17 protein-coding genes and 1 riboswitch are annotated in these 26,556 nt (G+C 44.2%); of the genes, 11 read left to right on the forward strand and 6 right to left on the reverse strand.

Going from position 1 to position 26,556, the window contains the following annotated elements; all coding sequences use genetic code 11:
- Positions 1-811: 811 nt before the first annotated feature.
- A complete protein-coding gene (locus BCU34_RS00075) occupies positions 812-2,092 on the reverse strand; it encodes a cation:proton antiporter (RefSeq protein ID WP_017061334.1) in 1,281 nt (426 codons plus the stop codon).
- Between the two features lie 169 nt (positions 2,093-2,261).
- On the opposite strand from BCU34_RS00075, the gene metH reads away from it, so the two are divergent.
- A complete protein-coding gene (metH, locus tag BCU34_RS00080; RefSeq protein ID WP_102478997.1) occupies positions 2,262-5,939 on the forward strand; it encodes a methionine synthase in 3,678 nt (1,225 codons plus the stop codon).
- Between the two features lie 115 nt (positions 5,940-6,054).
- Here the strand turns inward: metH and lysC are convergent, their stop codons facing one another.
- Positions 6,055-7,422, reverse strand: a complete 1,368-nt coding sequence (gene lysC / locus BCU34_RS00085; RefSeq protein ID WP_102478996.1) for a lysine-sensitive aspartokinase 3 — start codon at positions 7,420-7,422, stop codon at positions 6,055-6,057.
- Positions 7,423-7,530: 108 nt separating this feature from the next.
- Positions 7,531-7,708, reverse strand: a riboswitch (Lysine riboswitch).
- Positions 7,709-7,884: 176 nt separating this feature from the next.
- Here lysC and BCU34_RS00090 point away from each other — a divergent pair.
- Positions 7,885-9,024: a pyridoxal-phosphate-dependent aminotransferase family protein gene (locus BCU34_RS00090; protein ID WP_048618113.1), complete on the forward strand. Its 1,140-nt coding sequence runs from the start codon at positions 7,885-7,887 to the stop codon at positions 9,022-9,024.
- Between the two features lie 107 nt (positions 9,025-9,131).
- On the opposite strand, the gene BCU34_RS00095 is transcribed toward BCU34_RS00090, so the two are convergent.
- The 4 genes from BCU34_RS00095 to BCU34_RS00110 form a co-directional block, all read right to left on the reverse strand.
- On the reverse strand, positions 9,132-10,895 hold the full coding sequence (locus BCU34_RS00095; RefSeq protein WP_102478995.1) for a PglL family O-oligosaccharyltransferase: 1,764 nt from the start codon (positions 10,893-10,895) through the stop codon (positions 9,132-9,134).
- 96 nt (positions 10,896-10,991) lie between these two features.
- Positions 10,992-13,823 (reverse strand): excinuclease ABC subunit UvrA, encoded by a 2,832-nt coding sequence (gene uvrA / locus BCU34_RS00100; protein WP_102478994.1) that lies wholly within the window; start codon positions 13,821-13,823, stop codon positions 10,992-10,994.
- A gap of 150 nt (positions 13,824-13,973) precedes the next feature.
- Complete coding sequence (galU, locus tag BCU34_RS00105; RefSeq protein WP_102478993.1) at positions 13,974-14,846, reverse strand: UTP--glucose-1-phosphate uridylyltransferase GalU; 873 nt, start codon at positions 14,844-14,846, stop codon at positions 13,974-13,976.
- 157 nt (positions 14,847-15,003) lie between these two features.
- A complete protein-coding gene (locus BCU34_RS00110; protein WP_102478998.1) occupies positions 15,004-15,651 on the reverse strand; it encodes a LuxR C-terminal-related transcriptional regulator in 648 nt (215 codons plus the stop codon).
- A gap of 278 nt (positions 15,652-15,929) precedes the next feature.
- Here BCU34_RS00110 and BCU34_RS00115 point away from each other — a divergent pair, with 278 nt between their 5' ends.
- The 9 genes from BCU34_RS00115 (at position 15,930) to BCU34_RS00155 (ending at position 26,551) form a co-directional block, all read left to right on the forward strand.
- The gene (locus BCU34_RS00115; protein ID WP_017061342.1) at positions 15,930-16,487 is read left to right on the forward strand and encodes a single-stranded DNA-binding protein; all 558 of its coding nucleotides are present in this window, start codon (positions 15,930-15,932) and stop codon (positions 16,485-16,487) included.
- 161 nt (positions 16,488-16,648) lie between these two features.
- The gene (csrD, locus tag BCU34_RS00120) at positions 16,649-18,664 is read left to right on the forward strand and encodes an RNase E specificity factor CsrD (RefSeq protein ID WP_102480908.1); all 2,016 of its coding nucleotides are present in this window, start codon (positions 16,649-16,651) and stop codon (positions 18,662-18,664) included.
- 2 nt (positions 18,665-18,666) lie between these two features.
- A complete protein-coding gene (locus tag BCU34_RS00125; protein ID WP_102480907.1) occupies positions 18,667-20,109 on the forward strand; it encodes an MSHA biogenesis protein MshI in 1,443 nt (480 codons plus the stop codon).
- Positions 20,109-20,756, forward strand: coding sequence for a type 4a pilus biogenesis protein PilO (gene pilO / locus BCU34_RS00130; RefSeq protein ID WP_102480906.1), 648 nt, complete (start codon positions 20,109-20,111; stop codon positions 20,754-20,756). The genes BCU34_RS00125 and pilO overlap by 1 nt, the downstream gene beginning before the upstream one ends.
- On the forward strand, positions 20,749-21,081 hold the full coding sequence (locus tag BCU34_RS00135) for an MSHA biogenesis protein MshK (protein ID WP_102480905.1): 333 nt from the start codon (positions 20,749-20,751) through the stop codon (positions 21,079-21,081). The genes pilO and BCU34_RS00135 overlap by 8 nt, the downstream gene beginning before the upstream one ends.
- Positions 21,082-21,096: 15 nt before the next feature.
- Complete coding sequence (gene mshL, locus BCU34_RS00140; RefSeq protein WP_102480904.1) at positions 21,097-22,767, forward strand: pilus (MSHA type) biogenesis protein MshL; 1,671 nt, start codon at positions 21,097-21,099, stop codon at positions 22,765-22,767.
- 52 nt (positions 22,768-22,819) lie between these two features.
- Positions 22,820-23,659, forward strand: coding sequence for an ExeA family protein (locus BCU34_RS00145; protein WP_055318979.1), 840 nt, complete (start codon positions 22,820-22,822; stop codon positions 23,657-23,659).
- Between the two features lie 2 nt (positions 23,660-23,661).
- Positions 23,662-24,837 carry a tetratricopeptide repeat protein gene (locus BCU34_RS00150; RefSeq protein WP_102480903.1) on the forward strand — a complete coding sequence of 392 codons (1,176 nt, stop codon included), beginning with the start codon at positions 23,662-23,664 and terminating at the stop codon, positions 24,835-24,837.
- Entirely contained in the window at positions 24,827-26,551 is a 1,725-nt protein-coding gene (locus BCU34_RS00155) for a GspE/PulE family protein (protein ID WP_102480902.1), read from the forward strand. The genes BCU34_RS00150 and BCU34_RS00155 overlap by 11 nt, the downstream gene beginning before the upstream one ends.
- Positions 26,552-26,556 lie beyond the last annotated feature (5 nt).

A 26,556-nucleotide genomic window follows, 5' to 3' on the forward strand; every position in this document is an offset into this window, starting at 1 on the left:
GTCCACCCCTGTCATATTTAAGGCTCTAGCAGAAATGCTAGAGCCTTTTTGCTTTCTGAATCTAAGATACGCTATTAGTAAGCCGCGGATTCCCCGAATTACTAAAATAGAGGATGCAGGAATTTCGAATCTCTCCACCCCGCCATATCAAAGCCTCAGTAGAAATGCTGGGGCTTGTTTACGTCTGTTGCTTTGCCAGCTAGCTCGAATCTCCGGAGGGACCCAAGTCCACCCCAGGCTAGACTGCGCGTCCCGTAGAAATGCTAGAGCCTTTATTATTCCTGTCATCTTTAGAAGTTACACTGGAAGTACCAAGTGCTCCTTTAGCTATCTCTATCTACTCAACCTCTTGAACTCCTGCTTAGTACAGCCTTGTCGAATATAAAGACTTAGTTCAAAACCAGAGCTTTCTGATCAACACTCATTTTGTTCTGCAGTTTTGCTAATTAATAACTAGCGATATTAACGCTATTTAAGCGAGACGTTGAGTCCTGTTGTTTTTGTTTCCAGATGAAAGGTGAAGCCTTTTATCTGGCACTTATACAATCTTGTGAGTGGTTTATTGGGTAGACTCGCTACTGCGAATAGGAACTAGGCTGAACTTCCTGAAAGAGTTCTGGCCAAATCTAGTGTTTACCCTACATTGAGATTTTTGATTACTCCAATATCAGTACATCAAATGTCCTAGATACGATCGATGTGCTACATATACCTTTAGCTAGAGCTTCAGTGAGAAGATTGGTAAGTCTGATTTTCATCAGGTATAAAAAAGGCTACCTAAATTAGGCAGCCTAGTTTAATTTTTTAGATGTTAATCTAGCTCTTTCTCAGCTTGCTTCGCTTTTTCTATCATAGGAGTGATCGTCGAGCCTTGAACGAGAATCGAGAACACTACTACGGCATAGGTCATAACAAGGATTATCTCTTTAACATCTATTGCCTTATCTTCTATTACCCAGATACCTGAAGGGATTGAAAGTGCCATCGCTAGAGCTAGACCACCACGCAAGCCACCCCAAGTTAGAATCTTAATCGACCATGGGTTGTAAGTTCTAAAGCGTTTAAATCCGATGTAAGACAAGAAAACACTCAAGTAGCGTGCACTCAATACTAGAGGGACTGCGAATGCCATTAAGATCCAGTCTTCTTGGTGGAATTTGAATAGCAGCATCGACATACCAATTAATAGGAATAATACGCCGTTTAAGAATTCATCTATTAATTCCCAGAAATGATCTAGGTGATCTTCACTCTCTTTTGAGAATCCGATAAAGCGAGTCCAGTTACCAATCATGATACCTGATACCACCATTGCTAATGGTCCTGATACATGTAGAACTTCAGCAAACGCATAACCAGCAGTTGGGATGCCGATGGTCAATAGTAACTCCATCGAGTGGTCATCGGTGTTGCTGATTAGGTAGTGGAATACGAGACCTAAAACAAAACCGTAGACAATGCCGCCAATCGCCTCTTGAACGAATAACATGGTGACACTACCGACAGTCGGTGCTTCTGTGCCGAACGCGATGGTAAATAAGGTTACGAAGATAACTAAACCAAAACCATCGTTAAATAGAGACTCTCCCTCGATTTGAGTAGAGATTCGTCTTGGCGCATCGAGTTTCTTTACGATGGCTAACACGGCAATGGGGTCGGTAGGGGAGATTAGAGAACCAAACAGTAAGCAGTAAATCAGGTCAAATTGAATACCAATAAACTGACAGAACCCGTACAGCACAAAACCGATAAAGAATGTTGAAAACAGCGTTGCACCTAATGCGAGTACTGTTATTTCCCACTTCTGGTCTTTTAGGTTTGGTAATTTAATCCCCAAACCACCGGCAAAGAGCAAGAACCCCAAGATTCCCTTAAGTAAGAAATCTTCAAAGTTGATACTGGCAACGGTTTCTGAGGCGATGTCAGCCAATTGGAACCAATTGTTTTGTCCCGCAATGATAATCAATAGAGATAACATCATTGAGCCAGCTGTGATGGCGATGGTTGTCTGCATTTTACCAATTTTGGTATTCACGAAAGCAATAAGCATGGCTGCAGCGGACAAGAAGCATAAGGTGTAATAGACCGACATTGGGATTCCAACATGTAACAAAGTATGAATATGAATTTTCGTTGTCTCATGCTCAAATAGCAAACATTTTTTTGTCATGAGTCGGTAATCAATTTCCTTTTTTAGACGTCTAGACTCCTTTTTAATGTGTGATAGGATGGAGGGATAATTAAAGGAATGAGGTTGTACCGTGGGAAGTAATGTAAGGCAAAAGATTGACGCTCTGTTGAAGCAACGAATTTTACTGATTGATGGTGGCATGGGCACCATGATTCAGGATTATAAATTGGAAGAGCAAGACTATCGTGGTGAACGCTTTGCTGATTGGCACAGTGACTTAAAGGGCAACAATGACCTTTTAGTTCTTACACAGCCTAAGCTTATCAAAGATATCCATTCAGAATACTTGGAAGCTGGGGCTGACATCCTCGAAACCAATACCTTTAACGCTACAACCATCGCTATGGCCGACTATGATATGGAAAGCCTTAGTGAAGAAATTAACTTTGCTGCTGCCAAGCTTGCTCGTGAAGCGGCTGATGAATGGACCGCAAAGACCCCAGAAAAGCCTCGCTTCGTCGCGGGTGTATTAGGTCCAACTAACCGAACTTGTTCTATCTCGCCTGATGTAAACGATCCAGGTTATCGAAATGTTAGCTTTGACGAGTTAGTTGAAGCTTATTCTGAGTCGACTCGCGCGCTCATTAAGGGCGGTTCAGACTTAATTCTTATCGAAACTATCTTCGATACGTTGAACGCGAAAGCGTGTGCTTTTGCGGTTGAATCCGTTTTCGAAGAAGTGGGCATTACTCTACCTGTTATGCTCTCCGGTACCATTACTGATGCTTCAGGTCGTACGCTTTCAGGTCAGACGACAGAAGCATTCTACAACGCACTTCGTCATGTAAAACCTATCTCATTTGGATTGAACTGTGCATTAGGTCCTGATGAACTGCGAGAGTACGTTGGTGAGATGTCTCGCATCTCAGAATGTAACGTTTCCGCTCACCCTAATGCAGGTTTGCCTAACGCATTTGGTGAGTATGACCTTTCGCCTGAAGATATGGCTGAGCACGTTAAGGAATGGGCTGAAAGTGGCTTCTTGAACCTAATTGGTGGCTGTTGTGGTACTACTCCAGAGCATATCCGCCAAATGGCTGAGGCAGTTGAAGGTGTAACGCCGCGTCAATTGCCAGATTTACCTGTTTCTTGCCGTCTTTCGGGACTAGAGCCACTGACGATAGCTAAAGAATCTTTGTTCGTGAACGTGGGTGAGCGTACTAACGTTACCGGTTCTGCCCGCTTTAAGCGCCTTATTAAGGAAGAGCTTTACGACGAAGCCTTGAGTGTTGCTCGAGAGCAAGTTGAGAACGGTGCTCAAATTATCGATATCAACATGGATGAAGGGATGCTAGACGCTGAGGCGTGTATGGTTAAATTCCTTAATCTATGTGCGTCAGAACCAGAAATCTCGAAAGTGCCAGTCATGGTCGACTCTTCTAAGTGGGAAGTTATCGAAGCTGGTCTGAAATGTATTCAAGGCAAAGGTATAGTTAACTCAATCTCTCTAAAAGAAGGCAAAGAGAAGTTTGTTGAGCAAGCCAAATTAGTTCGTCGTTATGGTGCAGCTGTCATTGTGATGGCGTTCGATGAAGTCGGGCAGGCTGATACTCGAGAGCGTAAAGTCGAGATCTGTACCAATGCCTACAACATTCTTGTTGATGAGGTTGGCTTCCCACCTGAAGACATTATTTTTGACCCGAACATCTTCGCGGTTGCTACTGGTATTGATGAACATAACAACTATGCGGTCGATTTCATCGAAGCTGTAGGGGATATCAAGCGTGATCTCCCTCATGCGATGATCTCTGGTGGTGTATCGAACGTGTCGTTCTCATTCCGCGGTAACAATTACGTTCGTGAGGCAATCCACGCAGTATTCCTATATCACTGTTTTAAAAATGGTATGGATATGGGTATCGTAAACGCTGGTCAGCTGGAAATTTACGATAATGTTCCAGAAGATCTGCGTGATGCTGTTGAAGATGTTGTATTGAACCGTCGTGATGATTCGACTGAACGATTGCTTGATATGGCGACCGAATACCTAGAGCGTGCTGTCGGTAAGGTTGAAGATAAATCTGCTCTAGAATGGAGAACTTGGCCTGTAGAGAAGCGCTTAGAGCACTCTTTGGTTAAAGGTATCACCGATTTTATCGTTGAAGATACCGAAGAAGCTCGCGTTAATGCCTCTCGCCCTATCGAGGTGATTGAAGGCCCTCTAATGGACGGCATGAACGTTGTCGGTGACCTATTTGGTGAAGGTAAGATGTTCTTACCACAGGTTGTAAAGTCTGCGCGTGTTATGAAACAAGCGGTTGCCCACCTAGAACCATTCATCAATGCATCGAAAGAAGTGGGCGCAACTAACGGTAAGATTCTATTAGCGACCGTTAAAGGTGACGTACACGATATCGGTAAGAATATCGTTGGCGTGGTTTTGCAATGTAACAACTACGAAATTATCGATCTCGGTGTAATGGTTTCTTGTGAAAAGATTCTGAAAGTCGCTAAAGAAGAGAACGTCGATATTATCGGTCTGTCTGGTTTGATCACGCCATCTCTTGATGAAATGGTACACGTTGCCAAAGAGATGGAAAGACAAGGTTTTAAGCTTCCTCTATTGATCGGCGGCGCAACTACATCTAAAGCGCACACTGCGGTCAAGATTGAACAAAATTATTCAGAACCTGTTGTATACGTAAATAATGCCTCGCGCGCTGTAGGTGTGTGTACTTCACTACTTTCTGATGAATTGAAGCCCGCTTTCGTTGAGAAGCTAGATATCGACTATGATCGCGTTCGAGACCAGCACAATCGTAAGAAGCCGCGCACTAAGCCTGTCACACTTGAAAGAGCTCGTGCCAATAAAGTCGCTATCGATTGGGATGCGTATACGCCACCGGCACCCGCTAAGCCGGGAGTTCACATCTTCAATGATTTTGATGTAGCTACTCTGCGTCAGTACATCGATTGGACTCCATTCTTTATGACATGGTCATTGGTTGGTAAGTACCCTGCGATCATTGATCATGAAGAAGTGGGTGAAGAAGCAAAACGTTTATTCAAAGATGCCAATGATTTACTGGATCGCGTAGAGAAAGAGAAGCTGCTTGAAGCGCGTGGTATGTGTGCCATGTTCCCAGCGAACAGTGTTGGTGATGATATTGAAGTGTATACCGATGAATCTCGTACCGAAGTTCTAAAAGTTCTACACAACCTTCGTCAACAAACAGAGAAACCAAAAGGCTTTAACTATTGCCTGTCAGATTACATTGCGCCAAAAGAAAGCGGTAAAGCGGATTGGATTGGTGGCTTTGCGGTAACCGGTGGTATTGGTGAGCGAGAGCTGGCTGATGAATACAAAGCGAAAGGCGATGACTACAACGCAATCATGATTCAGGCGGTTGCTGACCGATTGGCTGAAGCGTTCGCAGAGTATCTGCATAAAGAAGTGAGAAAGGATATTTGGGGCTACTCGCCAGATGAGGATTTGTCTAACGACGATTTGATTCGAGAGAAATACCAAGGTATTCGTCCAGCTCCAGGTTACCCTGCTTGCCCAGAGCATACAGAGAAAGGCACGTTGTGGGAGCTGATGGACGTTGAAAAGGCAATCGATATGTCATTAACGACAAGCTACGCGATGTGGCCTGGTGCCTCAGTGTCTGGTATGTACTTCTCACACCCTGATGCTAGATACTTTGCTATTGCTCAGATTCAACAGGATCAAGTGGATAGCTATGCTGACCGCAAAGGTTGGGACATGTTAGAAGCCGAGAAGTGGTTAGGTCCAAACATTAACTAGTTTGAATCTATAACGAGCTTTGATTCGTAAAGTTAAAAAGAGAAAGGGTTGCTGAATGGCAACCCTTTTTGTATTTGTGATTTAGTTATTTATCTGTCGATGATAAACGGACTTTCTATTCAAATAACTCTTGGTGCAGTTTTTGAATCGCCAACTTAGAAACAGATTCATCTAGCAAGAAACACAGGTTGTGTGGGCTTGCTCCGTAACAAATCATGCGTAGGTTGAAATCTTCAAGAGTGCCGAATACCTGCTTTGCATAGCCTTTGCTTTCGCTCATGTTGTTACCAATAAGCGCAACAAGGCATAGGTCGTGCTCAATATCGACAGAACACAGCTCTTCAAGCTCAAGACGAGCGGCTTCAGGTAACTCAGGAGCACCACCTGAAGTGTCTGTTTGATCCAGAGTGAGTGACACACTGATCTCTGAGGTGGTGATAAGATCGACCGAGATCTTATGTTTAGCAAGGATCTCGAATACCTTTGCCAAGAAGCCATAGGCATGGAACATGTTAGCGCTGCGGAGTGTAACCATAGTTTGGTTGCAGCGTAGGGCAAGCGCTCTAAATAGAGGGGAGCTTTCAACTTCTTGACGAATCCAAGTTCCACCGAGCTCTGGTGCTTTAGAAGAGCCGACAAATACTGGGATTTGGTGGCGCAGTGCAGGTACTAGAGTTGATGGGTGTAAGATCTTCGCACCAAAGTTTGCCATTTCCGATGCTTCACTAAAGCTGATCTCTGGGATAGGAGAAGCTTTAGGTGCAATACGAGGATCAGTGGTGTAGATCCCCGGAACATCCGTCCAGATTTCTAAACCAATCGCCTGTACAGATTCGGCAATCAATGCTGCTGAGTAATCACTGCCACCGCGGCCTAAAGTCGTGGTGTTACCTTCGCTATCAGCACCGATAAAACCTTGGGTCACGACAACTTGTTGTTGGCAAAGTGGCATAAGTTTCTGTTGCGCTAGAGCGGCAATATCTTCGAGTTGAGGTTCGGCTTTACCAAAATCATCATTAGTGCGCATCACATCTCTGATATCAAAGCGAACTGCAGGAGTGCCTCGTTCACGGATGATCTGAGCCAAGATGTGTGTCGACATCAACTCGCCACATGCGACAAGGTGATCAGTCAGTTTAGTGCTTGTTTGGAATGATGCAGCCTCTGCAGCGCTCGCAATGTCATCAAGAATGCTATGAACTTCTTTTTCGATGCTGATTGGGTCTGCGAGTTGGTCAAGAATTGCGTCATGAATGTTCGCTAATTGGGTCATCAATTCCTGACGACGAGCTTTGTCTTGAACACCATTTGCCAGTTCAACCAGCAAGTTAGTGACACCAGAGCATGCACTACTCACGACCAGTTTCGTGTTTGAGTTGTTTTCAATAATGGCAGCACAGCGGCTCATTGCTTCAAAGTTGGCAACACTTGTACCACCAAACTTAGCGACATTAAAAGAACCAGCTACATTAGATGCACTCACGATATATCTCCCACGACTTCCTAAAATAAAATTACGGTTGGGTAATCCAACGTCCGATGTTTTTCGAAGAGAGTTTTAGAGCAAAAAGAGAGGAATTATTAGAATAGTAACCTCAGAAGCTCTTCACCATATAGAAATGGCGACAGTTGACGGGATTCAGCCCGCTCAACCGATAATAAAGGTCCTGCATCCTTTTATTATCTCGGCACTGCTCCCCATAAATGTTTTGTATTGGAAATGCGGTTCCACAAAACACCTGCCTGGGCAGTGCTCCTCTTCTGCTAGATAGCCATTTCATTGAACGTGTTTGCGGTAACAATGTCAATCCGTAACTTGAGATAATTGAAAAATAATTTTAACAATTATGTGACAGTGGTTTGACCTCAATACTTATGGCTAATTGCTGAGGTAATCAATTTGCTTTAGGGTGGATTGTTCACAACATTAACGTAAGGGATGTACATGTCTAATTTAACACTCACTACTGCTATCGATAGCTTTTATCCACCACACCGAACGTTAATGGGACCAGGTCCTTCTGATATCTCACCTCAGGTACTGCAGGCTCTAAGCCGTCCGACGATTGGTCACTTAGATCCGCTTTTTATTGCGATGATGGATGAGCTTAAACAGCTTCTTAAATACGCTTTTCAGACTGAAAACGAATTTACGATTGCAGTTTCTGCACCGGGCAGTGCGGGTATGGAGACCTGTTTTGTTAACTTGATTGAGCCTGGTGAAAAGGTGATTGTTTGTCGTAACGGTGTCTTCGGTGAGCGTATGCGAGAAAACGTGGTGCGCTGTGGTGGCGAAGCCATCCTTGTTGATGACGAGTGGGGCAAGCCCGTATCCGTAGAAAAGGTAGAACAAGCATTGGCAGAAAACCCCGATGCTGTTGCGGTTGCATTTGTGCATGCAGAGACATCAACTGGAGCGCTATCTGATGCTCAAGCTATCTCAGCTATCGCTCGTCAGTTTGATGCGTTAACGATTGTCGATGCAGTGACATCACTTGGTGGTGTGCCATTGCTGGTTGATGAGTGGCAGCTAGATGCGGTTTATTCTGGCAGCCAAAAGTGTCTGTCTTGTGTGCCAGGGCTATCTCCGGTGACTTTCTCTCAGCGTGCCGTTGATAAAATGAAAGCCCGCCAAGCTCCAGTGCAAAGCTGGTTCTTAGATCAAAGTTTAGTATTAGGTTACTGGAGCGGAGAAGGTAAGCGCAGCTACCACCATACCGCACCTGTAAATAGCCTCTATGCTCTGCATGAGTCGCTGGTTTTGTTGAAAAATGAAGGCTTAGATAATGCGTGGTCTCGTCATCATGCGATGCACCAGGAGCTTAAAGAAGGCGTAGAAGCTCTAGGGTTAAAGTTTGTGGTTGATGAAGAGAGTCGCCTGCCGCAGCTGAACGCACTTTATTTCCCTGAAGGAATTGATGAAGCTAAGATCAGAACGCAGCTTTTAGAAGAATACAATCTTGAAATCGGTGCAGGGCTGGGCTCTTTGGCTGGTAAGGCATGGCGTATCGGCCTAATGGGTTACGGTGCTCGTAAAGAGAATGTTGCGCTGTGTCTCAAAGCGTTAAAAGATGTTCTGAAATAGTAGTGGCAATGAACTGAAATTAAAGAGAAAAGCGCCCGAGAGATCGGGCGCTTTTTTGTGTCAAACCGAAAGGTCAAAAATGGTGCATCAGTTCCGAATTCTAAACATCACTCAGCAGATGAAACGGTATCTTCTGCTTGTGACACTTTCTTATACTGAACCTTTGAAAAGTCTCTATCTGGGAACAAGAAGCTTGCTTCACTACGAATTTGTTCCGCCTTGCTGTGATCCCCCAATCCTTGATAAGCAAGAATAAGGTTGCTGTAAAAAGCCGGCCTAGGTTTACTCTTGATGATCTCTAACGACCAGTCGATGTAAGGCTGGATAAGGCTCGGGTCTGCTTTATAGAGACCAATATTAAGGTACGTGCTGTATACGTCCCAATCATAGCGATCCTTCCAGACTACGGGGTTGGTTACCTGCTTCAGAATGTCTGGGTTTTTAGGCTTAGACAGTTCAAATTGGGTCAGGACATAGTTGGTATGCAGAGCGCTCAACATATAAAAACTGACCAAGATAGGTATTACTAAGCTCGATACTCGAAACAAGGTTTTACTGATGATACTGAACGGCTGTTGATAGTGTCGGGAAGAGCGTTGATCGACCCAGTAAATCAATATAATGAATGTTATCCAATGAATCGCCGAGTGATAGAAAGGATACTCGAGTTGAGAGTGCAAAAGGATTGGAATGAATAATGCGAGCAGGGCTAGACGCGTTCCCTTTGCAGAACTTGCTATGCGTGACATAACCAATATTGCAGCAATTAAGATTCCGATGATTGGTACTATGCCCCCTTCAACTCCCCAAAATAGGAACTCATTGTGAGGGTGATCCATTGAAGGAAGGCCGGGATGATAGTTCGAGTTGAGTTGATGTTGGCGAGCCGTATACAAGGTGTACTCAGATTCAAATTTCCCGTAACCATAACCGGTAAATGGCTTTTCGATCATCATATCTAGAGCTTGTGGAAAGGTATAAGCTCGTGGGCTTTCTAGATTCGCCTTCTTGCTAGCGATACTGTCTGTAGCGCTCAAGTTAATAACCGTAAACGCAACAGCGGTACCAGCCACTACAGATATACACCATCCGTAAAAGCGTTTTTTTGTCGAGAACTTGTAAAGATAAGGCAGGATACATATCAATCCAATTCCAGCCGCAAGCCAACCAGTACGAGAAGCGATGATAATCAACAGGGGTACAGTTAAGGTTGGGGTTAGATAAAGTAAAATAGACTCACTGATCTTATGGTTATATTTGGCGGGCTGCCTTGCTAAAAGATAAGCTGAAAGCACAAAGCCCGTAGCAAGGAAGCTTGCCATTACATTCGGTTGTTGGAATATCCCATATGGTCGGTTTGCCGCTGTGTTGTAGCCAAATAGGTTGCCAGGCTCCAAGAAGAAATATTGCACATAGCCAAATAGTGCTTGTATGACAACAGCAAGCACAATGAACCACAACATGCGCTGCTTGTGCTTATTGCTGAATTTAAATTGCTGCAGCACGACGAATAATGCAAAGCCCGCCCACAATCCAAGCAAGCGTCCTGAAGCTCCTTGAGGAGCTGCATTGCTGTATAAAATGGGTAGTGTGAGTATGACGCAGCTTATCAACAAGCCAATCGTTAATTTTGAATACTTAAGTACTCGGTTGGTAGCGAGTTGGTAAAAGCCAATTGCTAGCGTGAAGCTTAGCGCCAGCCAAGTTGTTGGGTTAAATGATAACGCAAGCCCCGAGCCTCCAGGGTTAGGCATGAAAAAATGCATGGCTAACAAGAATACAACAGCTAAAGAAGCCAGAAATGCTTTGTTGAGTGGTAGCTGAGTGACCTGATTTTCTAGCTGGGTACCGCTAGTGTGTATTGTTGCCATAAATCCCTAACCTTATAAAAACAGAGCTTGTTCCTTCTGAAACAAGCTCTGTTACTTTAACATTTTTCTGTCTGCTCGCAGGGCGCTATTTTACACCTACTTCAAATTTAACATAGGCTTAAGGAAGCGAGCGGTGTGTGAACCTTCGACTAAAGCCACATCTTCAGGTGTACCTTCTGCAACAATCTCGCCACCACCTTGACCACCTTCTGGGCCAAGATCTAGGATCCAGTCTGCTGTTTTAACGACATCTAGGTTGTGCTCAATCACGACAACCGTATTACCGTGATCACGCAACCTATGTAGTACTGTTAACAGCTGCTGAATATCGTGGAAATGAAGACCTGTTGTTGGTTCATCGAGAATGTACAAGGTTTTACCTGTGTCTCGCTTCGATAGCTCACGCGCCAATTTAACACGCTGCGCTTCACCACCAGATAAGGTTGTCGCTGCTTGCCCTAAGCGAATGTAAGATAGACCCACGTCCATGAGTGTTTGCAGTTTACGAGCAATCACTGGAACCGGATTGAAGAACTCACGCGCATCTTCTACGGTCATTTCAAGGACTTCGTCAATGGTTTTGCCCTTGTAACGAACTTCTAGTGTTTCACGGTTGTAGCGTTTACCTTTACACACATCACAAGGCACATACACGTCCGGCAAGAAGTGCATCTCTACTTTGATTACTCCATCACCCTGACAAGCCTCACAACGACCACCACGCACGTTAAAGCTGAAGCGTCCCGGCTTGTAACCGCGCGAACGTGACTCTTGTGTACCAGCGAATAACTCACGGATAGGAGTGAAGATCCCTGTGTAGGTTGCAGGATTTGATCTTGGTGTACGACCGATAGGGCTTTGATCTATGTCGATCACCTTATCAAAATGTTCTAATCCTTTAATCTTTTTGTGTTGTGCAGGAACTGCAGTCGTGGCCCCGTTTAATTGAGTGTGGGCGACTTTGAAGAAGGTGTCATTGATCAGCGTGGATTTCCCCGAACCTGATACCCCCGTAATACAACTGAATAAGCCTACAGGAATCGTCGCAGTGACATTCTTTAGGTTGTTCCCCGTTGCGCCTACAATCTCTACGACCTTTTTCTTATCGATAGGTGTTCTCTTTTCTGGCACTGCAATTTCTTTGGCACCGCTCAAGTATTGGCCTGTCAAAGAGTTCGGGTTGTCGATGATGTCTTGCATGGTGCCTTCTGCTACCACGTGTCCACCATGCACCCCCGCCCCTGGGCCGATATCGATAACATGGTCAGCACAACGAATTGCATCTTCGTCATGCTCCACGACTAGCACGGTATTACCTAAGTCCCTGAGGTGAATTAAGGTTTGCAGTAGACGTTCATTATCGCGCTGGTGGAGTCCAATTGATGGCTCATCCAGTACATACATAACGCCAACTAAACCGGCACCGATTTGACTCGCCAAGCGAATACGTTGCGCCTCACCACCAGACAGCGTTTCAGCACTGCGTGATAGGTTAAGGTAGTTCAAACCTACGTTGACTAAGAAATGTAGACGATCATTGATCTCTTTCATCACTTTATCTGCGATCTGCCCACGCTGACCGTCTAACTTCAATTCTTGGAAAAATTGTAGTGCGTCAGCAATGCTCAGTTCAACGATTTCCGGCAGTGTTGTATCACCAATGAAAACATTTCGAGCTTCTAATCTTAAGCGAGTGCCATCACAGCTTGAACAAGACTTGGTTGAAATGTACTTGGCGAGATCTTCACGCACCGCGCTAGATTCAGTATCACGATAACGGCGCTCTAAGGTATTTAAAATCCCCTCGAATGGATGACGCTTAACTCGAATATCACCTCGGTCATTGATGTACTTGAATTCTACTTCAGTACGACCTGATCCTTTTAGAATGATCTCTTGAGTCTTTTTAGGTAGAGAATTAAATGGTGCATATAGATCAAAACCATAATGCTCTGACAACGACGTTAGCATCTGGAAATAGTAGTAGTTCTTTTGATCCCAACCTTTGATTGCACCTTCAGCTATGCTGAGGTTCTCATCTAAAATCACTCGGCTTGGATCAAAATACTGCTGAACCCCAAGGCCATCACAAGTACCGCATGCCCCTGCTGGATTATTGAAAGAGAATAGGCGAGGCTCAAGCTCTTGCATGCTGTAGCCACACTTTGGACAAGCGAAGTTAGCAGAAAATACGATTTCTTCTTGATCTGTTTCGTCCATCCAACCGACGACAGCGATACCACCAGATAGCTCTAATGTGGTCTCGAATGACTCGGCTAAACGCTGTTGAAGATCAGGACGAACCTTGAATCGGTCTACCACGACTTCAATGGTGTGCTTTTTATGAAGTTCAAGTGCTGGTGGATCGGATAGATCACAGGTTTCACCATCAATGCGCGCACGGATAAAGCCTTGCGCAGCTAAGTTTTCCAGTGTTTTAACATGTTCGCCTTTGCGCTCTTTGACGATCGGTGCCATTAACATCATCTTTGAGCCTTCAGGCAGTTCTAATACCTTATCGACCATTTGGCTGATAGTTTGCGCCGCGAGGGGGATATTGTGATCTGGACAGCGAGGTTCGCCAACTCGCGCGTACAGTAATCTAAGGTAGTCATAGACTTCAGTAATAGTACCGACGGTTGAGCGAGGGTTATGTGACGTCGATTTTTGTTCTATTGAGATCGCAGGAGACAGGCCTTCAATGTGGTCGACATCAGGCTTTTCCATAAGAGATAGGAATTGACGAGCGTAGGCGGATAAAGACTCAACATAACGGCGCTGTCCTTCTGCGTAGAGTGTATCAAACGCAAGTGACGACTTTCCTGAACCGGATAGCCCGGTGATGACAGTCAGTTTGTCACGAGGAATGGTTAGGTTGACGTCTTTGAGGTTATGCGTACGAGCGCCTCTGATTTCTATTTTATCCATCTCAATAGGCCATGTAATTTTAAGTGGCTAAAGTATTACATAGAGTGAGATTTGTGCAAAGTTTTACTGGATAAAAAAACAGTAAAACAAAAAAGGGCGACTCATAGAGTCACCCTTTTACAATTCGAAACGCTAGTTATTAACCAGGCGTTATGCTTCTTTCTTGGTCGAGTGCTTACCTAACTCGATTTGCTTTTGGTCTTTTTTGTATAGGTTTTCAAAGCAGTAGTTTGTTGCTTCGATATAACCTTCAACACTACCACAGTCAAAACGTTGGCCTTTAAATTTGTAAGCTAATACACAGCCCGCTTTTGCTTGTTTTAGCAATGCATCGGTAATCTGGATCTCGCCGCCTTTACCTGGTTCAGTCTGTTCGATAAGTTCAAAGATATCCGGAGTCAGAATATAACGACCAATGATCGCTAGGTTGCTTGGAGCAGTACCTTGTTCTGGCTTCTCTACCATGTCATCAACACGGAAAAGATCATCTTTAATCATTTCGCCAGAGATAACACCGTACTTGTGAGTTTCTTCTTCAGGAACTTCTTGTACTGCAACAATTGAGCAGCGGAACTGTTTGTATAGCGCAACCATTTGAGCCAATACGCCGTGCTGTTCGTTAACACAAAGGTCATCGGCAAGTACTACTGCGAACGGTTCATCACCTACCAGCTCGCGACCCGTTAAGATAGCGTGACCAAGGCCTTTCATCTCACGTTGGCGAATGTAGGTGAAGTTTGCCGCTTCAATCGTTTCACGGATATTAATTAGAAGGTCTTCTTTGTTGGTGCCGCTAATTTGGTGCTCAAGCTCGTAGTTCTTATCAAAGTGGTCCATCAATGAATGCTTACCACGACCAGTGACGATACACATTCCATCCATACCAGCTTCGATAGCTTCCTCTACACCGTATTCAATCAGAGGTTTGTTTACTACAGGCATCATTTCTTTCGGCATTGACTTAGTCGCTGGTAAAAAACGTGTACCGTAGCCAGCAGCCGGGAAAAGGCACTTTTTGATCATGATAAGACCCTTTATCTATAATAATTATTGATTCAACCTGAGTGGTTGATATTTCTGAGGGCAACTCTAGCACAAGTTATGTCGAAAATTCAGCAACAATAGCCATGGTTTACTAGAGCTTCCCTCAAAATTATCGCCAGACTAAGAGGCGGATCGATTATGCAAGTAGGTTCTGGTTTGCCCAAGCAATAGCTTGAACCCTATTTTTGACTGCTAACTTACGGAATATCTGATAAAGGTGAGATTTAACCGTGAACTCACTAATAAACAAGTCATCGGCGATTTGTGTGTTTGATGACCCTGATTGAAGGCAGCGAATCACTTGGATCTCACGAATGGTTAAATCAACATTGGTTGGTGTCGTGTTGGTATTGACCATATTACGATAATAAAACAACAGTTGATTGGTTACCTTCCTTGGCAGCCAGTTATCGCCATCAATGACTTCTTGAAGACCACGAGCAATCTTGTCCTTTTGTTCAGTGTTGTAAAAGAGTCCTTTTAGTACCCCATAGGTAAGCAGTTCTGAGGTTGGAAGTTGCTGGGGGACATTGAATAAAATGATTTCGTGATTTTTCCACATAACAGTCAGGTTAGGGCAAATAATCAGTAGTTGTGGTACCTCTCTGTAATCGACGAGCAAGATCCGGTTACTCTGTTTTCTATCAACAAGCATTAAATCGTCCGGTGTCATCTTATAAAGGATAATAGATAAGTGCTTTTCTATCTCTTTTACATGTAGATAGGTATCGTTTGGGTCGATGCACAGAAAGTGTAAAGTGCGAGCGTATCTTGATTTTCTCATTGAAACGTCCTGTTTGAGTGGGATTAGATTCCACGTTGTCATGCAGGCTTTCGCTTCTCTAGCGCCTTGATAGTGACTTGCGTTGAATATCAATTATCAAAGTAAATGAGTGGTTTGTAAGTGGAGAAAAAAGCAACATCGCTCTGAATATCATGATTTGTTACGTTTTTATTCTTTGTGGTGGAGTGAGAATAGGAAGCGATTTATCACAACAGAAAAGCATGCTATTCTTGTGCGCTAAAAATTTTCTGAGACTATGAATTTAGACGGAGCAAATCATGGCTAGCCGTGGAGTTAACAAAGTTATATTAGTGGGTAACCTAGGTAATGACCCTGAAATTCGTTACATGCCAAATGGCGGCGCAGTAGCGAACATTACCATTGCAACGTCAGAGTCATGGCGTGATAAAGCAACTGGCGAGCAGCGTGAAAAAACAGAATGGCACCGTGTTGCTCTGTTTGGCAAGCTTGCGGAAGTTGCTGGTGAGTACCTGCGTAAAGGTTCTCAAGTTTACATTGAAGGTCAACTTCAAACGCGTAAATGGCAAGATCAAAGCGGTCAAGATCGCTACACAACTGAAGTGGTTGTTCAAGGCTTCAACGGTGTAATGCAAATGCTTGGCGGCCGTGCTCAAGGTGGTGCTCCTGCTCAAGGTGGCATGGGTAACAACCAACAGCAAGGTGGTTGGGGTCAGCCACAGCAGCCACAACAACAGCAGCAACAATACAGTGCTCCAGCTCAACAGCAGCCGAAAGCACCTCAACAAGCTCCTCAGCAGGCTCAACCTCAATATAATGAGCCGCCAATGGATTTTGATGATGACATCCCATTTTAAGCTCTGTTTTTAATATATTATAAAGACAGTATTAAATTGGAAAAAGCCGCGTTCATCGCGGCTTTTTGTTACCTACAATTCTTAACGCTTTATTTACAACGTCAATTTATAGTATAAGTAGCAATACGGTATAATGTGAGTTGAAAAGGATTTCGTTATTCATGAGATATACCCCGACACTAAAATTGAGCACCCGATTGGTCGCATTTGTCACAGTGATAGTGATCAGCGCGATGTTCATTCTTTTTATTGGTGGCACACTTTCCTTTAAGCGTATTGGACAGGAATATTTAGACCATTATTTGGTTGGTATTGTCGACGTTGTAGATAAAGAGATGGAAGATCCCGACGCCGCGTATTCAATGCAGCGTTGGATGCCTAAAATGTTGCAGGCGAGCAATATTGTTGAGATGAAACTCTCGAACAAGACTGGCATCGTCTATCGTTTCAAAGATACCTCCCCACAAATTGATCCCAATCGCCTTTATGAGAAAAGCTTCATTTTAGAGCGTAATGAAGGTTACCGAATCGAATTTAAAGCGCTTCCTCCTTATATTGGCTACAACTACTCAATGGAAGCGATGTGGTCAATTACTTTGGCTGTCGCATTGGTCTTGTTCTGTCTGGCTCGAGGTGTTCGTTGGTTGAAAGAGCAACTCATGGGTTCTGAGATCTTAGAAGAGCGAGGAAGAATGATCCTTGCTGGGCAGGTTGAACCTCACGCAAAGGGAGATGAGCGTGAATGGCCTTATACTGCAAGTGAAGCCTTAGATGTATTGATTGAAGAGCTACAAGATGCTCGTCAAGAGCGAAGTCGCTTTGATACCTTTATTCGTACCCATACCTTCCTAGATAAACTCACGGGCACGGCAAACCGAGTTTTATTTGATAATAAACTGGAATCTGTACTGCATGAAAGTGGTGCTCGAGGCGGTGTGTTACTGATACGTATCGACGAGTGGGAACAAGTTCGTGATGCTAACGATAAGCAAATCACTGACGGCTTTATTATTGAAGTCGGTGAAGTCTTATCGAATATCGTTCAGCGTTATCCAGATGTCATTTTTTCTCGCTATTACGAAGCGGACTTTGCTGTATTCATCCCTCACCAGGGTGCAAAAGATATTGCGACCTTGGCAGCTCAATGTTTAAGGCAGTTGGATAAACTAACCCCGCCAGAGCCTTTGGAATCCGAAAACTGGTGTCATATCGGTGTGACTATGTATACCGAAGGTGATCGTCACAGCCAGATCATGGATGAAACGGAAACGGCATTAAAGAGTGCTCAGTTAGAGCGTATAAATAACTGGAGCCGTTACCCGAAACAGAATAAGAATGAGTTGGATAGAGGCAGTGTTCGTTGGAGAACATTACTTGATAAAGCGCTGCTTCCTGAAAATTTAGTAATCTTTGCTCAGCGGTGTTATCTTATGCCGGAATCTGGTCAAGCTAATGAATTACATAGAGAAATATTTACTAGAATTCAGGATCCTGATAAAGGTTTATTGAAATCGTCTCGATTTATGCCTGCGGTAGAGCAAGTGGGTTATCAAGCTCAAATGGACCAATCGGTTCTAAAGGTTGTGTTGAAATCGCTGAAAGAATCAACTCAACCTATCAACTATTCGGTGAATCTGAATGTTACCCCGTTTGCTAATAAACAGCACTTTAAGTGGTTTAGGAGTGAGTTGTTACAGCTTTCTGCTCAGCACCGCTCTCAGCTTTCATTTGAGTTTCCAGAAGGGCACTTGATTGCTCATCTTGATTATATGAGACCGGTGGCAAAGATGCTGCGAGGTTTAGGGTGTAAAGTTGTGGTTGGCCAAGCGGGGCGAACCATTGTTAGCACTCACTATATAAAGGACTTAAAGGTTAATTACATTAAGCTTCATCGAAGCTTAATCAAGAAAATTGATCAAAGGCATGAGAATCAACTGTTTGTCCGAAGCTTAATTGGGGCATGCGGTGACTCTCCAACTCAAGTTATTGCCGTTGGAGTCGAGACAAAACAAGAGAAGAATACTTTGATAGAGTTAGGCATTAACGGCTATCAAGGAAGATATTTCGACGAAGAACAACAAATTATCCCTTTGCCTAACCACGTTGAAAAGGCTGCAAAAGCGGAATCTGTTGTAAAAGTTGGACGAAGAAATCGATGGCGTAAGAGTAGTAGTTAAGAATGAATTTTAAAGCGATTTTAGACAAGATAAAGCCAACGAATAATAAAGGTAGCTCGCAAGTTGTCCTGCTGGGCAATGATGCCATTTATATTTCATCGACAGAACAAGAACCTCAAGTAACCAGTATTCCCGTGGTTAATGGGGACTGGGAGAGTGCGCTAAAAAAATCGCTTAGCAGTGAGGCGTTTGCCAGTAATCGTCTCCAGTTGGTTGTCTGTGCTAACTACTACCAAACCTATCAACTTGATAAACCGGACATTCCAGAGAGTGAATGGTCGGTTGCGTTGCCATTCTTACTCAAAGATCTCGTCTCTGAAAGGGTTACTGAGATCACGGCGAGTGCGGTCGCGCTTCCGACGTCGAACAAGCTACAAGTGTATGTCTTGCCTAAAAAGCTGTTAGATAAGCTTTTAAATATTGCCAACTCGGTTCAGATCGAATTAGTTGGAGTGGCTCCTGAAGATGAAATCTGGGGTTACAGTGCTGGCGAGTTGTCTAACTTCATCCTTTTACAGCGCAGCGCTAATTCACACTTTAAGTTGGGTGCGTTTGTTGAAAATACCGTTTGTTTTCAAAGAACGATTCGCAGTGTTGTTCCACCTTTAACGGGTGTTGCGTCAAGTGCTCTACAGTTAGACGGTCTCGCTTTAGAACTTCAACGCTCGATCGATTACCTTTCTTCACAAATTAAAGGTACACAGCTTCACCAGCTGAAAATTTGCTGTGATGAGGAAGATGAAGCAGAGTTACAAAGTGCCTTAAATAGTACATTGAGCTCGACAGTTTCATTGTTGGTTGAATATGAACGTGATAATTCAGAGAGTTTGTTGGTTAAACTCGCAGCTGAAAAAGAGACGTTTAAGGTCAACCTTTACCCTGAACATCTTAAGCCTAAAAAAGAATATTTTACGCTGACCAATGTTGTTGCGAGCTGGGGGCTAGTTTGTGTTTTATTGCTTGGTGGTTACTTCGCGATGCAGTACCAAGTATCTAATCTAGATAAAGAACTAACAGCCCTGCAACAAGACTCGAATCAACTTAACAAGCAAGTTAACCAATTGAATAGTAAGTTAACTCAACACAAACCGTCCCCTGAGAAAGTGGCGGCCGTTGCGCGTCTCAAACGTGAGACTCAAGCAAAAAAAGAGGCTTTGAAGGCGGTCGGGCAATACGACGAATCCCAACAAGTCGGGTATTCTGGCGTCATGAATTCCTTAGCTAAATTAGGCCGAAATGACATCTCTCTTTCGCACATCTACATGACCCACGATACTTTAGATCTTAGTGGATTAGCTCGTAACGCAAATGTCGTTCCTAACTGGATTGGTCAGTTTAAAAGTGAGCTTAATTTAGTTGGACGTGCTTTTGAAAAACTAAAAATAGGTCGTAATGATCAGGATGTGGTGACGTTTGAGTTAAGTACTCGTCGGGAGAGTAAATAATGCAGCAGTGGAATCAACTTAGCGATAAGTTTCTTGCATTGAGCCAAAGAGAAAAATGGCTACTTTTCGTGTGTGGTTTTGTTGGTCTATCCATGTTGTTGTTTACCTTATTGGTAGAGCCCGCGTATCTCGACTTACAAGCGAAAAATGCCAAGGCGACCAGCCTGACTCAATCAAACCAAAGGCAGCAAGGTGAGTTACTTGTTCTACAAGCTAAGTTAAACAAAGACCCAGATAAAGAAATTAACCTCGAATACAAGAAACTAATGCGAGAGAGCCAAGATCTTTCATTGCAGCTTTCAGAAATTGTCGACGGGTTGATTACGCCTTCTCAAATGTCGCAATTATTGGAGAGTGTTCTTAATGCCGGCAATGGGCTTAAGCTTGAATCGCTAGAGTCGTTAAAACCAGAGGCGATTTCGAATAATCAAGAGACCAGTGAATATTCAGGCTACTTTCTTCACCCTGTGAGAATGGAACTAACAGGTAGTTACTTTGATATTTCAGCTTACCTTCAAGCACTTGAGTCTCTTCCTGTTAGCTATTACTGGCGAACATTTGAATACACGGTAGAGGAATATCCTAAAGCTCGACTGGTGTTCGAGGTTTATACATTAGGTACCAGACAGGAGTTTATCGGTGGTTAGAACTCTTTTGTTGTTTCTGCTGTTTAGCAGTTCCGTGGTGTGGGCTGAGCAAGATCCAACGGCGCCATTAGGCTGGCTTTCACCTCAACAGAAAACGGCACCTGCTAAGAAAGCACCAACTCGCCATCGCTTACCTTCTTTAGAAAGCATCGTGTGTAAGGGAGATACGCCTTGCTATGCGATTATGAATGGTCAGATTCTCGGCCAAGGGGAAACGATCAGAGGGTACCGAGTTAAGAACATAGATCCAGAATACGTCACTCTGCAGAGAAGCTCTAAGCAGTGGAAATTAGAGATGTTCTCTTTAGATGTTAAGAATAATTAAGGTTAGAGTGAAGACATGCGTAAACTTGTAGTAGCAATCCTAGTGTCATCTTTGGTTGGCTGTTCGATGGGGCATAGAGATCCTGTTGAGATTAAAGAATCTTTAAACGAATCAATTAATGAAGCCAATAGCAGAGCGCTTCATGAGCTGCCTTCGTCGGTACAAGATGACCTTATGCCTCAGCTTAGTTCTGACTCTATGTCTCCGGGGATGGAAACGGTTAAGCGTTTTCGTATTCAGGCAAAAGGTGTTGAAGCGAGAACCTTTTTTGCAAGCTTAGTGAAAGGTACTGAGTATAGTGCTGCTATTCATCCAAGTGTTTCTGGAAAGCTCACTTTTAATTTAACCGATGTGACGTTAGATGAAGTGCTGGCTGTTGCTCAGGATATGTATGGCTACGATATTGAAAAGCGTGGAAAAGTCATTCAGGTTTACCCTGCAGGTTTACGTACAGTAACGATTCCAGTTGATTACTTACAAGTTAAACGTTCTGGTCGCTCATTAACGACGATCACGACAGGGACTATCACGACTTCTGATTCAAACTCGTCGAGCTCTTCCAGTTCCAATTCAAATTCGTCGAATTCATCCAACTCTTCTAACTCATCGAATTCTACATCGAACGGTGGAACAGAGATTGAAACGACCTCTGAAAGTGACTTTTGGCCACAACTTGAAGCCGCCGTTGCTCACTTAATTGGTTCTGGTGATGGACAGAGCGTCGTTGTTACCCCGCAAGCCAGTGTGATTACTGTGCGTGCTTATCCTGATGAAATCCGTGAAGTTCGTGAGTTCTTAGGCATTTCTCAGAAGCGCTTACAACGCCAAGTGATCTTGGAAGCAAAGATCATGGAAGTGACTTTGAGTGATGGCTACCAGCAGGGTATTAACTGGACCAAGATGTTCTCGTCAAATGGTACTAACTACACAATTGGCATGGGCTCTATTGTTAAAGATGCAGCCGGTACGATAATCCCAGGTACATTGCCAGGGATGGACCCAATTGGTACAGCTTTAGGTGGTCAATCTAACCTAGTTGTTTCTGGTGGTAGCTTTGAAGCAGTATTAAGTTTCATGGATACACAGGGAGATTTGAACGTGCTGTCTAGCCCTAGAGTGACAGCTGCGAATAACCAGAAAGCGGTTATTAAAGTCGGTACTGATGAATATTATGTAACTGATTTATCAAGTGCGGTTGGTAGTGGCGATAACGCGAATGTCGCTCCTGAGGTTGAATTAACCCCGTTTTTCTCTGGTATCTCTTTGGACGTGACACCTCAGATCGATGATAAAGGCAGTGTGTTTTTACATGTCCACCCGGCAGTTATTGAGGTGGATGAAGAGGTCAAAGAGCTTAACTTGGGTTCAACAACGGGGGTCGTGACGCTTCCTTTGGCAAAAAGCTCTATTCGTGAGTCTGACTCAGTGATTCGTGCTCAAGATGGTGATGTTGTGGTTATTGGTGGCTTGATGAAATCAAATACCAGCGATGTAACCTCTAAAGTTCCATTCCTTGGTGATATTCCAGCCCTCGGCCATTTATTCCGTAATACCAGTCAGTTGACGCAAAAAACTGAGCTTGTGATCTTGCTTAAACCGACAATCGTCGGTGTGAACACATGGCAAACAGAGTTAGAGCGTTCTCGAGATCTGCTTCAACAGTGGTTCCCAGATGATGAAGAGTAGTTACTTACTTTTTCAATGTAGATTGGCAGTATCTAACTAAGCTAGGTTACTTATGTATCAAGCTCATTTTGGTTTTGAACAACTGCCATTTACCTTAACGCCGAATACCGATTTTTTTTATGGTTTAGCGCCTCACTTTGAAGCGATTCAGACGGTAATATCGGCGTTAGAAATGGGCGAGGGCGTGATTAAGGTCACCGGAGAGGTCGGTACTGGAAAAACCATGGTTTGCCGGATGCTGGTCAATCACCTAAATGATTGCACAGCTCTAATTTACTTGCCAAACCCTGTGCTCTCAGGTGCAGACTTACGCCAAGCCGTTGCTAAAGAGCTCGGTTTGACTATCGACAGTGAAGCAACCTTGGTTGACAACATTCAGCATAAGCTCATTGAATTGCACAATTCGGGTTTAAGAGTGGTGGCAATTCTTGATGAAGCTCAGGCTCTATCGGATGAAGCTCTCGAAACACTAAGGCTGTTTGGCAACCTTGAAACAGAAGATAAGAAGCTGCTGCAGATTGTTTTATTGGGGCAGCCTGAGCTGGATGCTCGACTAGAGGCTTACCATCTCAGACAGTTTCGCCAAAGAATCACGTTTAGCTCAACTTTGAGGCCGCTGACTCTCGATGAAACGGTGGCGTATATTGATAACCGGATCGCTAAATCTGGTGGTAATCCTGAGTTGTTCAGTTTGAATCAAAAAAAGGCGATTTGTCGATCGTCGTTAGGTATCCCTAGATTGATCAATCAACTTTGTCATAAGGCTCTATTGCTTTCGTTCAGTGAAGATAAGAAAAGTATCGATAACCAGCATCTGTTTTCCGCTATGCATGAAACATACGATGTGTGTAAGCCTAAATTTAAAACGCCAATACTGTGGGGTTGGAATTAATTATGAGCGTCATTAACAACGCCTTGTCTGAATTGGCAAAGAAAAAATCAGCGACTTCGATTGAAGCGGCAATCGTACCTAAAGTAAAAACACGTTCCCCATTGGTTTGGATCACAGCAGGTTTTACTCTGAGTTTAGCAATGGGCGGTTGGGCGATATCGCAAGGTCCAGTTATTGAGCAGCCTATTGTTGAACAGTCAATCTCAACTCGAGATTTACAGGTTCAGGTTTCTGTCGTTGATGATTCAAATGGTATTCAGGAAGCAGTTCAACCTATCTCATCACCAACTACGAAATTGGTGACATTAGACACTGCCAGCTTTTCAACAGAAAACACTGCGATGGTAAAAAGCGTTCAAGCTAAGCCAGTCGTATCTGAACCGGTTGCGGTGTCTATCCCACAGCCGACAAAACAGCAAGCATCAACGAAATCTCTAAGCGCGCCTCAAGCGACTAAGACTGAAATTCCTCAGCCGACTTATGTTGCTAATGTGGCAAAAACAGATTCAGCCTCTATCTCTAATGGGTCAGTAACTTCTGGTGGTTCAGGAAATAACGGAATGTTGATCGAACAGGTTGAGTTAACACCTGCGCAGTTATCTGTGAATGCACAAGGGCGTGCTCAAAAAGCGCTTGATGCGAATGATCTTACTGGTGCTCTGAAAGGCTACACTGAAGCTCTACGTTATACGCCACGAAATGAAGATGTTCGTCAGAAACTCGCGATTCTCTATTTTGGTAAGGGTGATACACGTAAAGCGTACGAGCTGTTTCAGTCAGGGATTAAGCTTAATATTAACAGCGAAAAGCTACGCTTGGGCCTATCTAAGCTTTTGGTTAAAGCAAACCAAGCAGAAGCGGCTTTAAGTCCATTAATACATTTACCGCCGAACCCTACGCAAGATTATCTAGCTATGCGTGCAGCATTGAGTCAAAAGTCTCAGCAAGAAGAAGTGGCCTTGGAAAGTTACCAAAAGTTGGTTGAGATTGATTCAGATAATGCTCGCTGGTGGTTAGGCTTAGCGATCCAACAAGAACGTCAGCTCGATTTCATAGCAGCTAAAGCGTCATACCAAGGTGCGTTAACCAGAGTAGGTATCTCATCTCAATCACAAAGCTTTGTGCGTGACAGGTTAAAAATACTCAATGCTTTAGAGGAGAGCGGCGATGCAAATTAGATTAAGAAAAAGGCTTGGTGATTTGCTTGTCGAAGAGGGCATTATCACGGAGACTCAAGTTGAGCAAGCACTGGCTGCTCAGAAAAGCACCGGTCGTAAGCTGGGTGATGCACTGATTGAACTTGGCTTCTTGTCAGAGCAACAGATGTTGAGTTTCTTGTCGCAGCAGTTAGCGATTCCTCTTATTGATCTAAGCCGAGCTGTTGTCGATGTCGAAGCGGTACAGCTTTTACCGGAAGTACATGCTCGTCGCCTTCGTGCATTGGTGATTGGACGCCAAGGTGACACTTTGCGTGTTGCAATGAGCGATCCTGCCGACCTGTTTGCCCAAGAATCTTTGCTTGGTCAGTTGGGAGATTACGCACTTGAATTCGTTGTCGCTCCAGAGAGGCAATTAGTTGATGGCTTCGATCGCTATTACCGAAGAACTAAAGAGATCGCCTCATTTGCTGAGCAGCTTCACGCTGAACACCAAGTTAATGATGCCTTTGATTTCGATATCGCTGAAGAAGACAGTGACGAAGTTACAGTAGTAAAGCTAATTAACTCGTTATTTGAAGATGCAATCCAAGTCGGCGCTTCTGATATCCATATAGAGCCAGACTCAAACGTACTGCGTCTTCGTCAGCGTATTGATGGTGTGCTGCATGAAACATTGCTGAACGAAGTGAACATTGCTTCTGCACTTGTACTGCGCTTAAAGCTGATGGCAAACCTCGATATCTCAGAAAAACGTCTTCCTCAAGATGGTCGCTTTAATATCCGTGCTAAAGGTCAGTCGGTTGATATTCGTATGTCGACCATGCCGGTACAGCACGGTGAGTCTGTCGTGATGCGTCTGCTTAACCAATCTGCAGGACTACGTAAACTTGAAGCCTCGGGTATACCGAGCGATCTGTTGGTTCGTCTTCGTCAACAGCTGCGCCGCCCGCACGGTATGATCTTGGTTACTGGGCCGACAGGTTCGGGTAAAACCACAACCCTGTATGGGGCATTAAGTGAGCTCAACGAACCGGGTAAAAAGATCATTACCGCGGAAGATCCGGTGGAATACCGTCTTCCTCGTGTGAACCAAGTTCAGGTAAACCCTAAGATCAATCTCGACTTCTCTACAGTCCTAAGAACCTTCTTGCGTCAGGATCCCGATATCATTCTTATTGGTGAGATGCGTGACCACGAAACGGTTGAGATTGGCTTGAGAGCCGCGCTGACTGGCCACTTAGTATTAAGCACCCTCCATACCAATGATGCGGTAGACAGTGCACTGCGCATGATGGATATGGGAGCACCAGGTTATTTGGTCGCGAGCGCTGTTCGAGCGGTCGTTGCACAGCGATTGGTTCGCAAAGTTTGTACCGATTGTAAGGTTGAGGATGAGTTAGATGAACCTCGTAAGCAATGGCTGAGCGTTCGTTTCCCTAACCAAGTGGGTGTGCCGTTTATGAAAGGCCGTGGCTGTCAGAACTGTAATTTAACCGGTTACCGTGGGCGTATTGGTGTATTTGAAATGTTGGAGCTAGAACAAAACATGATGGATGTACTAAGAGCGAATGATGCAGTTGGTTTTGCTCAAACGGCGAGACAGTCTGAAAACTACAAACCGTTATTGGCTTCTGCGATGGAACTGGCTCTGCAAGGTGTTGTGAGTCTCGATGAGATCATGCATCTTGGCGAAGGTGATGCTTCTGGTGCCACCGACCCAATTTATCTGTAGGGGTA

Source organism: Vibrio sp. 10N.286.45.E10 (assembly GCF_002874195.2).
Classification (GTDB): domain Bacteria; phylum Pseudomonadota; class Gammaproteobacteria; order Enterobacterales; family Vibrionaceae; genus Vibrio; species Vibrio crassostreae.

Excerpts from the sequence above, each read along its gene's own strand:
- BCU34_RS00115 (WP_017061342.1), top strand. The coding sequence starts at position 15,930 with ATGGCTAGCCGTGGAGTTAACAAAGTTATATTAGTGGGTAACCTAGGT.
- BCU34_RS00090 (WP_048618113.1), top strand. The coding sequence starts at position 7,885 with ATGTCTAATTTAACACTCACTACTGCTATCGATAGCTTTTATCCACCA.
- pilO (WP_102480906.1), top strand. The coding sequence starts at position 20,109 with ATGCAGCAGTGGAATCAACTTAGCGATAAGTTTCTTGCATTGAGCCAA.
- BCU34_RS00075 (WP_017061334.1), bottom strand. The coding sequence starts at position 2,092 with ATGTCGGTCTATTACACCTTATGCTTCTTGTCCGCTGCAGCCATGCTT.
- BCU34_RS00155 (WP_102480902.1), top strand. The coding sequence starts at position 24,827 with ATGCAAATTAGATTAAGAAAAAGGCTTGGTGATTTGCTTGTCGAAGAG.
- BCU34_RS00150 (WP_102480903.1), top strand. The coding sequence starts at position 23,662 with ATGAGCGTCATTAACAACGCCTTGTCTGAATTGGCAAAGAAAAAATCA.
- mshL (WP_102480904.1), top strand. The coding sequence starts at position 21,097 with ATGCGTAAACTTGTAGTAGCAATCCTAGTGTCATCTTTGGTTGGCTGT.
- BCU34_RS00110 (WP_102478998.1), bottom strand. The coding sequence starts at position 15,651 with ATGAGAAAATCAAGATACGCTCGCACTTTACACTTTCTGTGCATCGAC.
- uvrA (WP_102478994.1), bottom strand. The coding sequence starts at position 13,823 with ATGGATAAAATAGAAATCAGAGGCGCTCGTACGCATAACCTCAAAGAC.
- BCU34_RS00125 (WP_102480907.1), top strand. The coding sequence starts at position 18,667 with ATGAATTTTAAAGCGATTTTAGACAAGATAAAGCCAACGAATAATAAA.
- BCU34_RS00145 (WP_055318979.1), top strand. The coding sequence starts at position 22,820 with ATGTATCAAGCTCATTTTGGTTTTGAACAACTGCCATTTACCTTAACG.
- csrD (WP_102480908.1), top strand. The coding sequence starts at position 16,649 with ATGAGATATACCCCGACACTAAAATTGAGCACCCGATTGGTCGCATTT.
- BCU34_RS00095 (WP_102478995.1), bottom strand. The coding sequence starts at position 10,895 with ATGGCAACAATACACACTAGCGGTACCCAGCTAGAAAATCAGGTCACT.
- galU (WP_102478993.1), bottom strand. The coding sequence starts at position 14,846 with ATGATCAAAAAGTGCCTTTTCCCGGCTGCTGGCTACGGTACACGTTTT.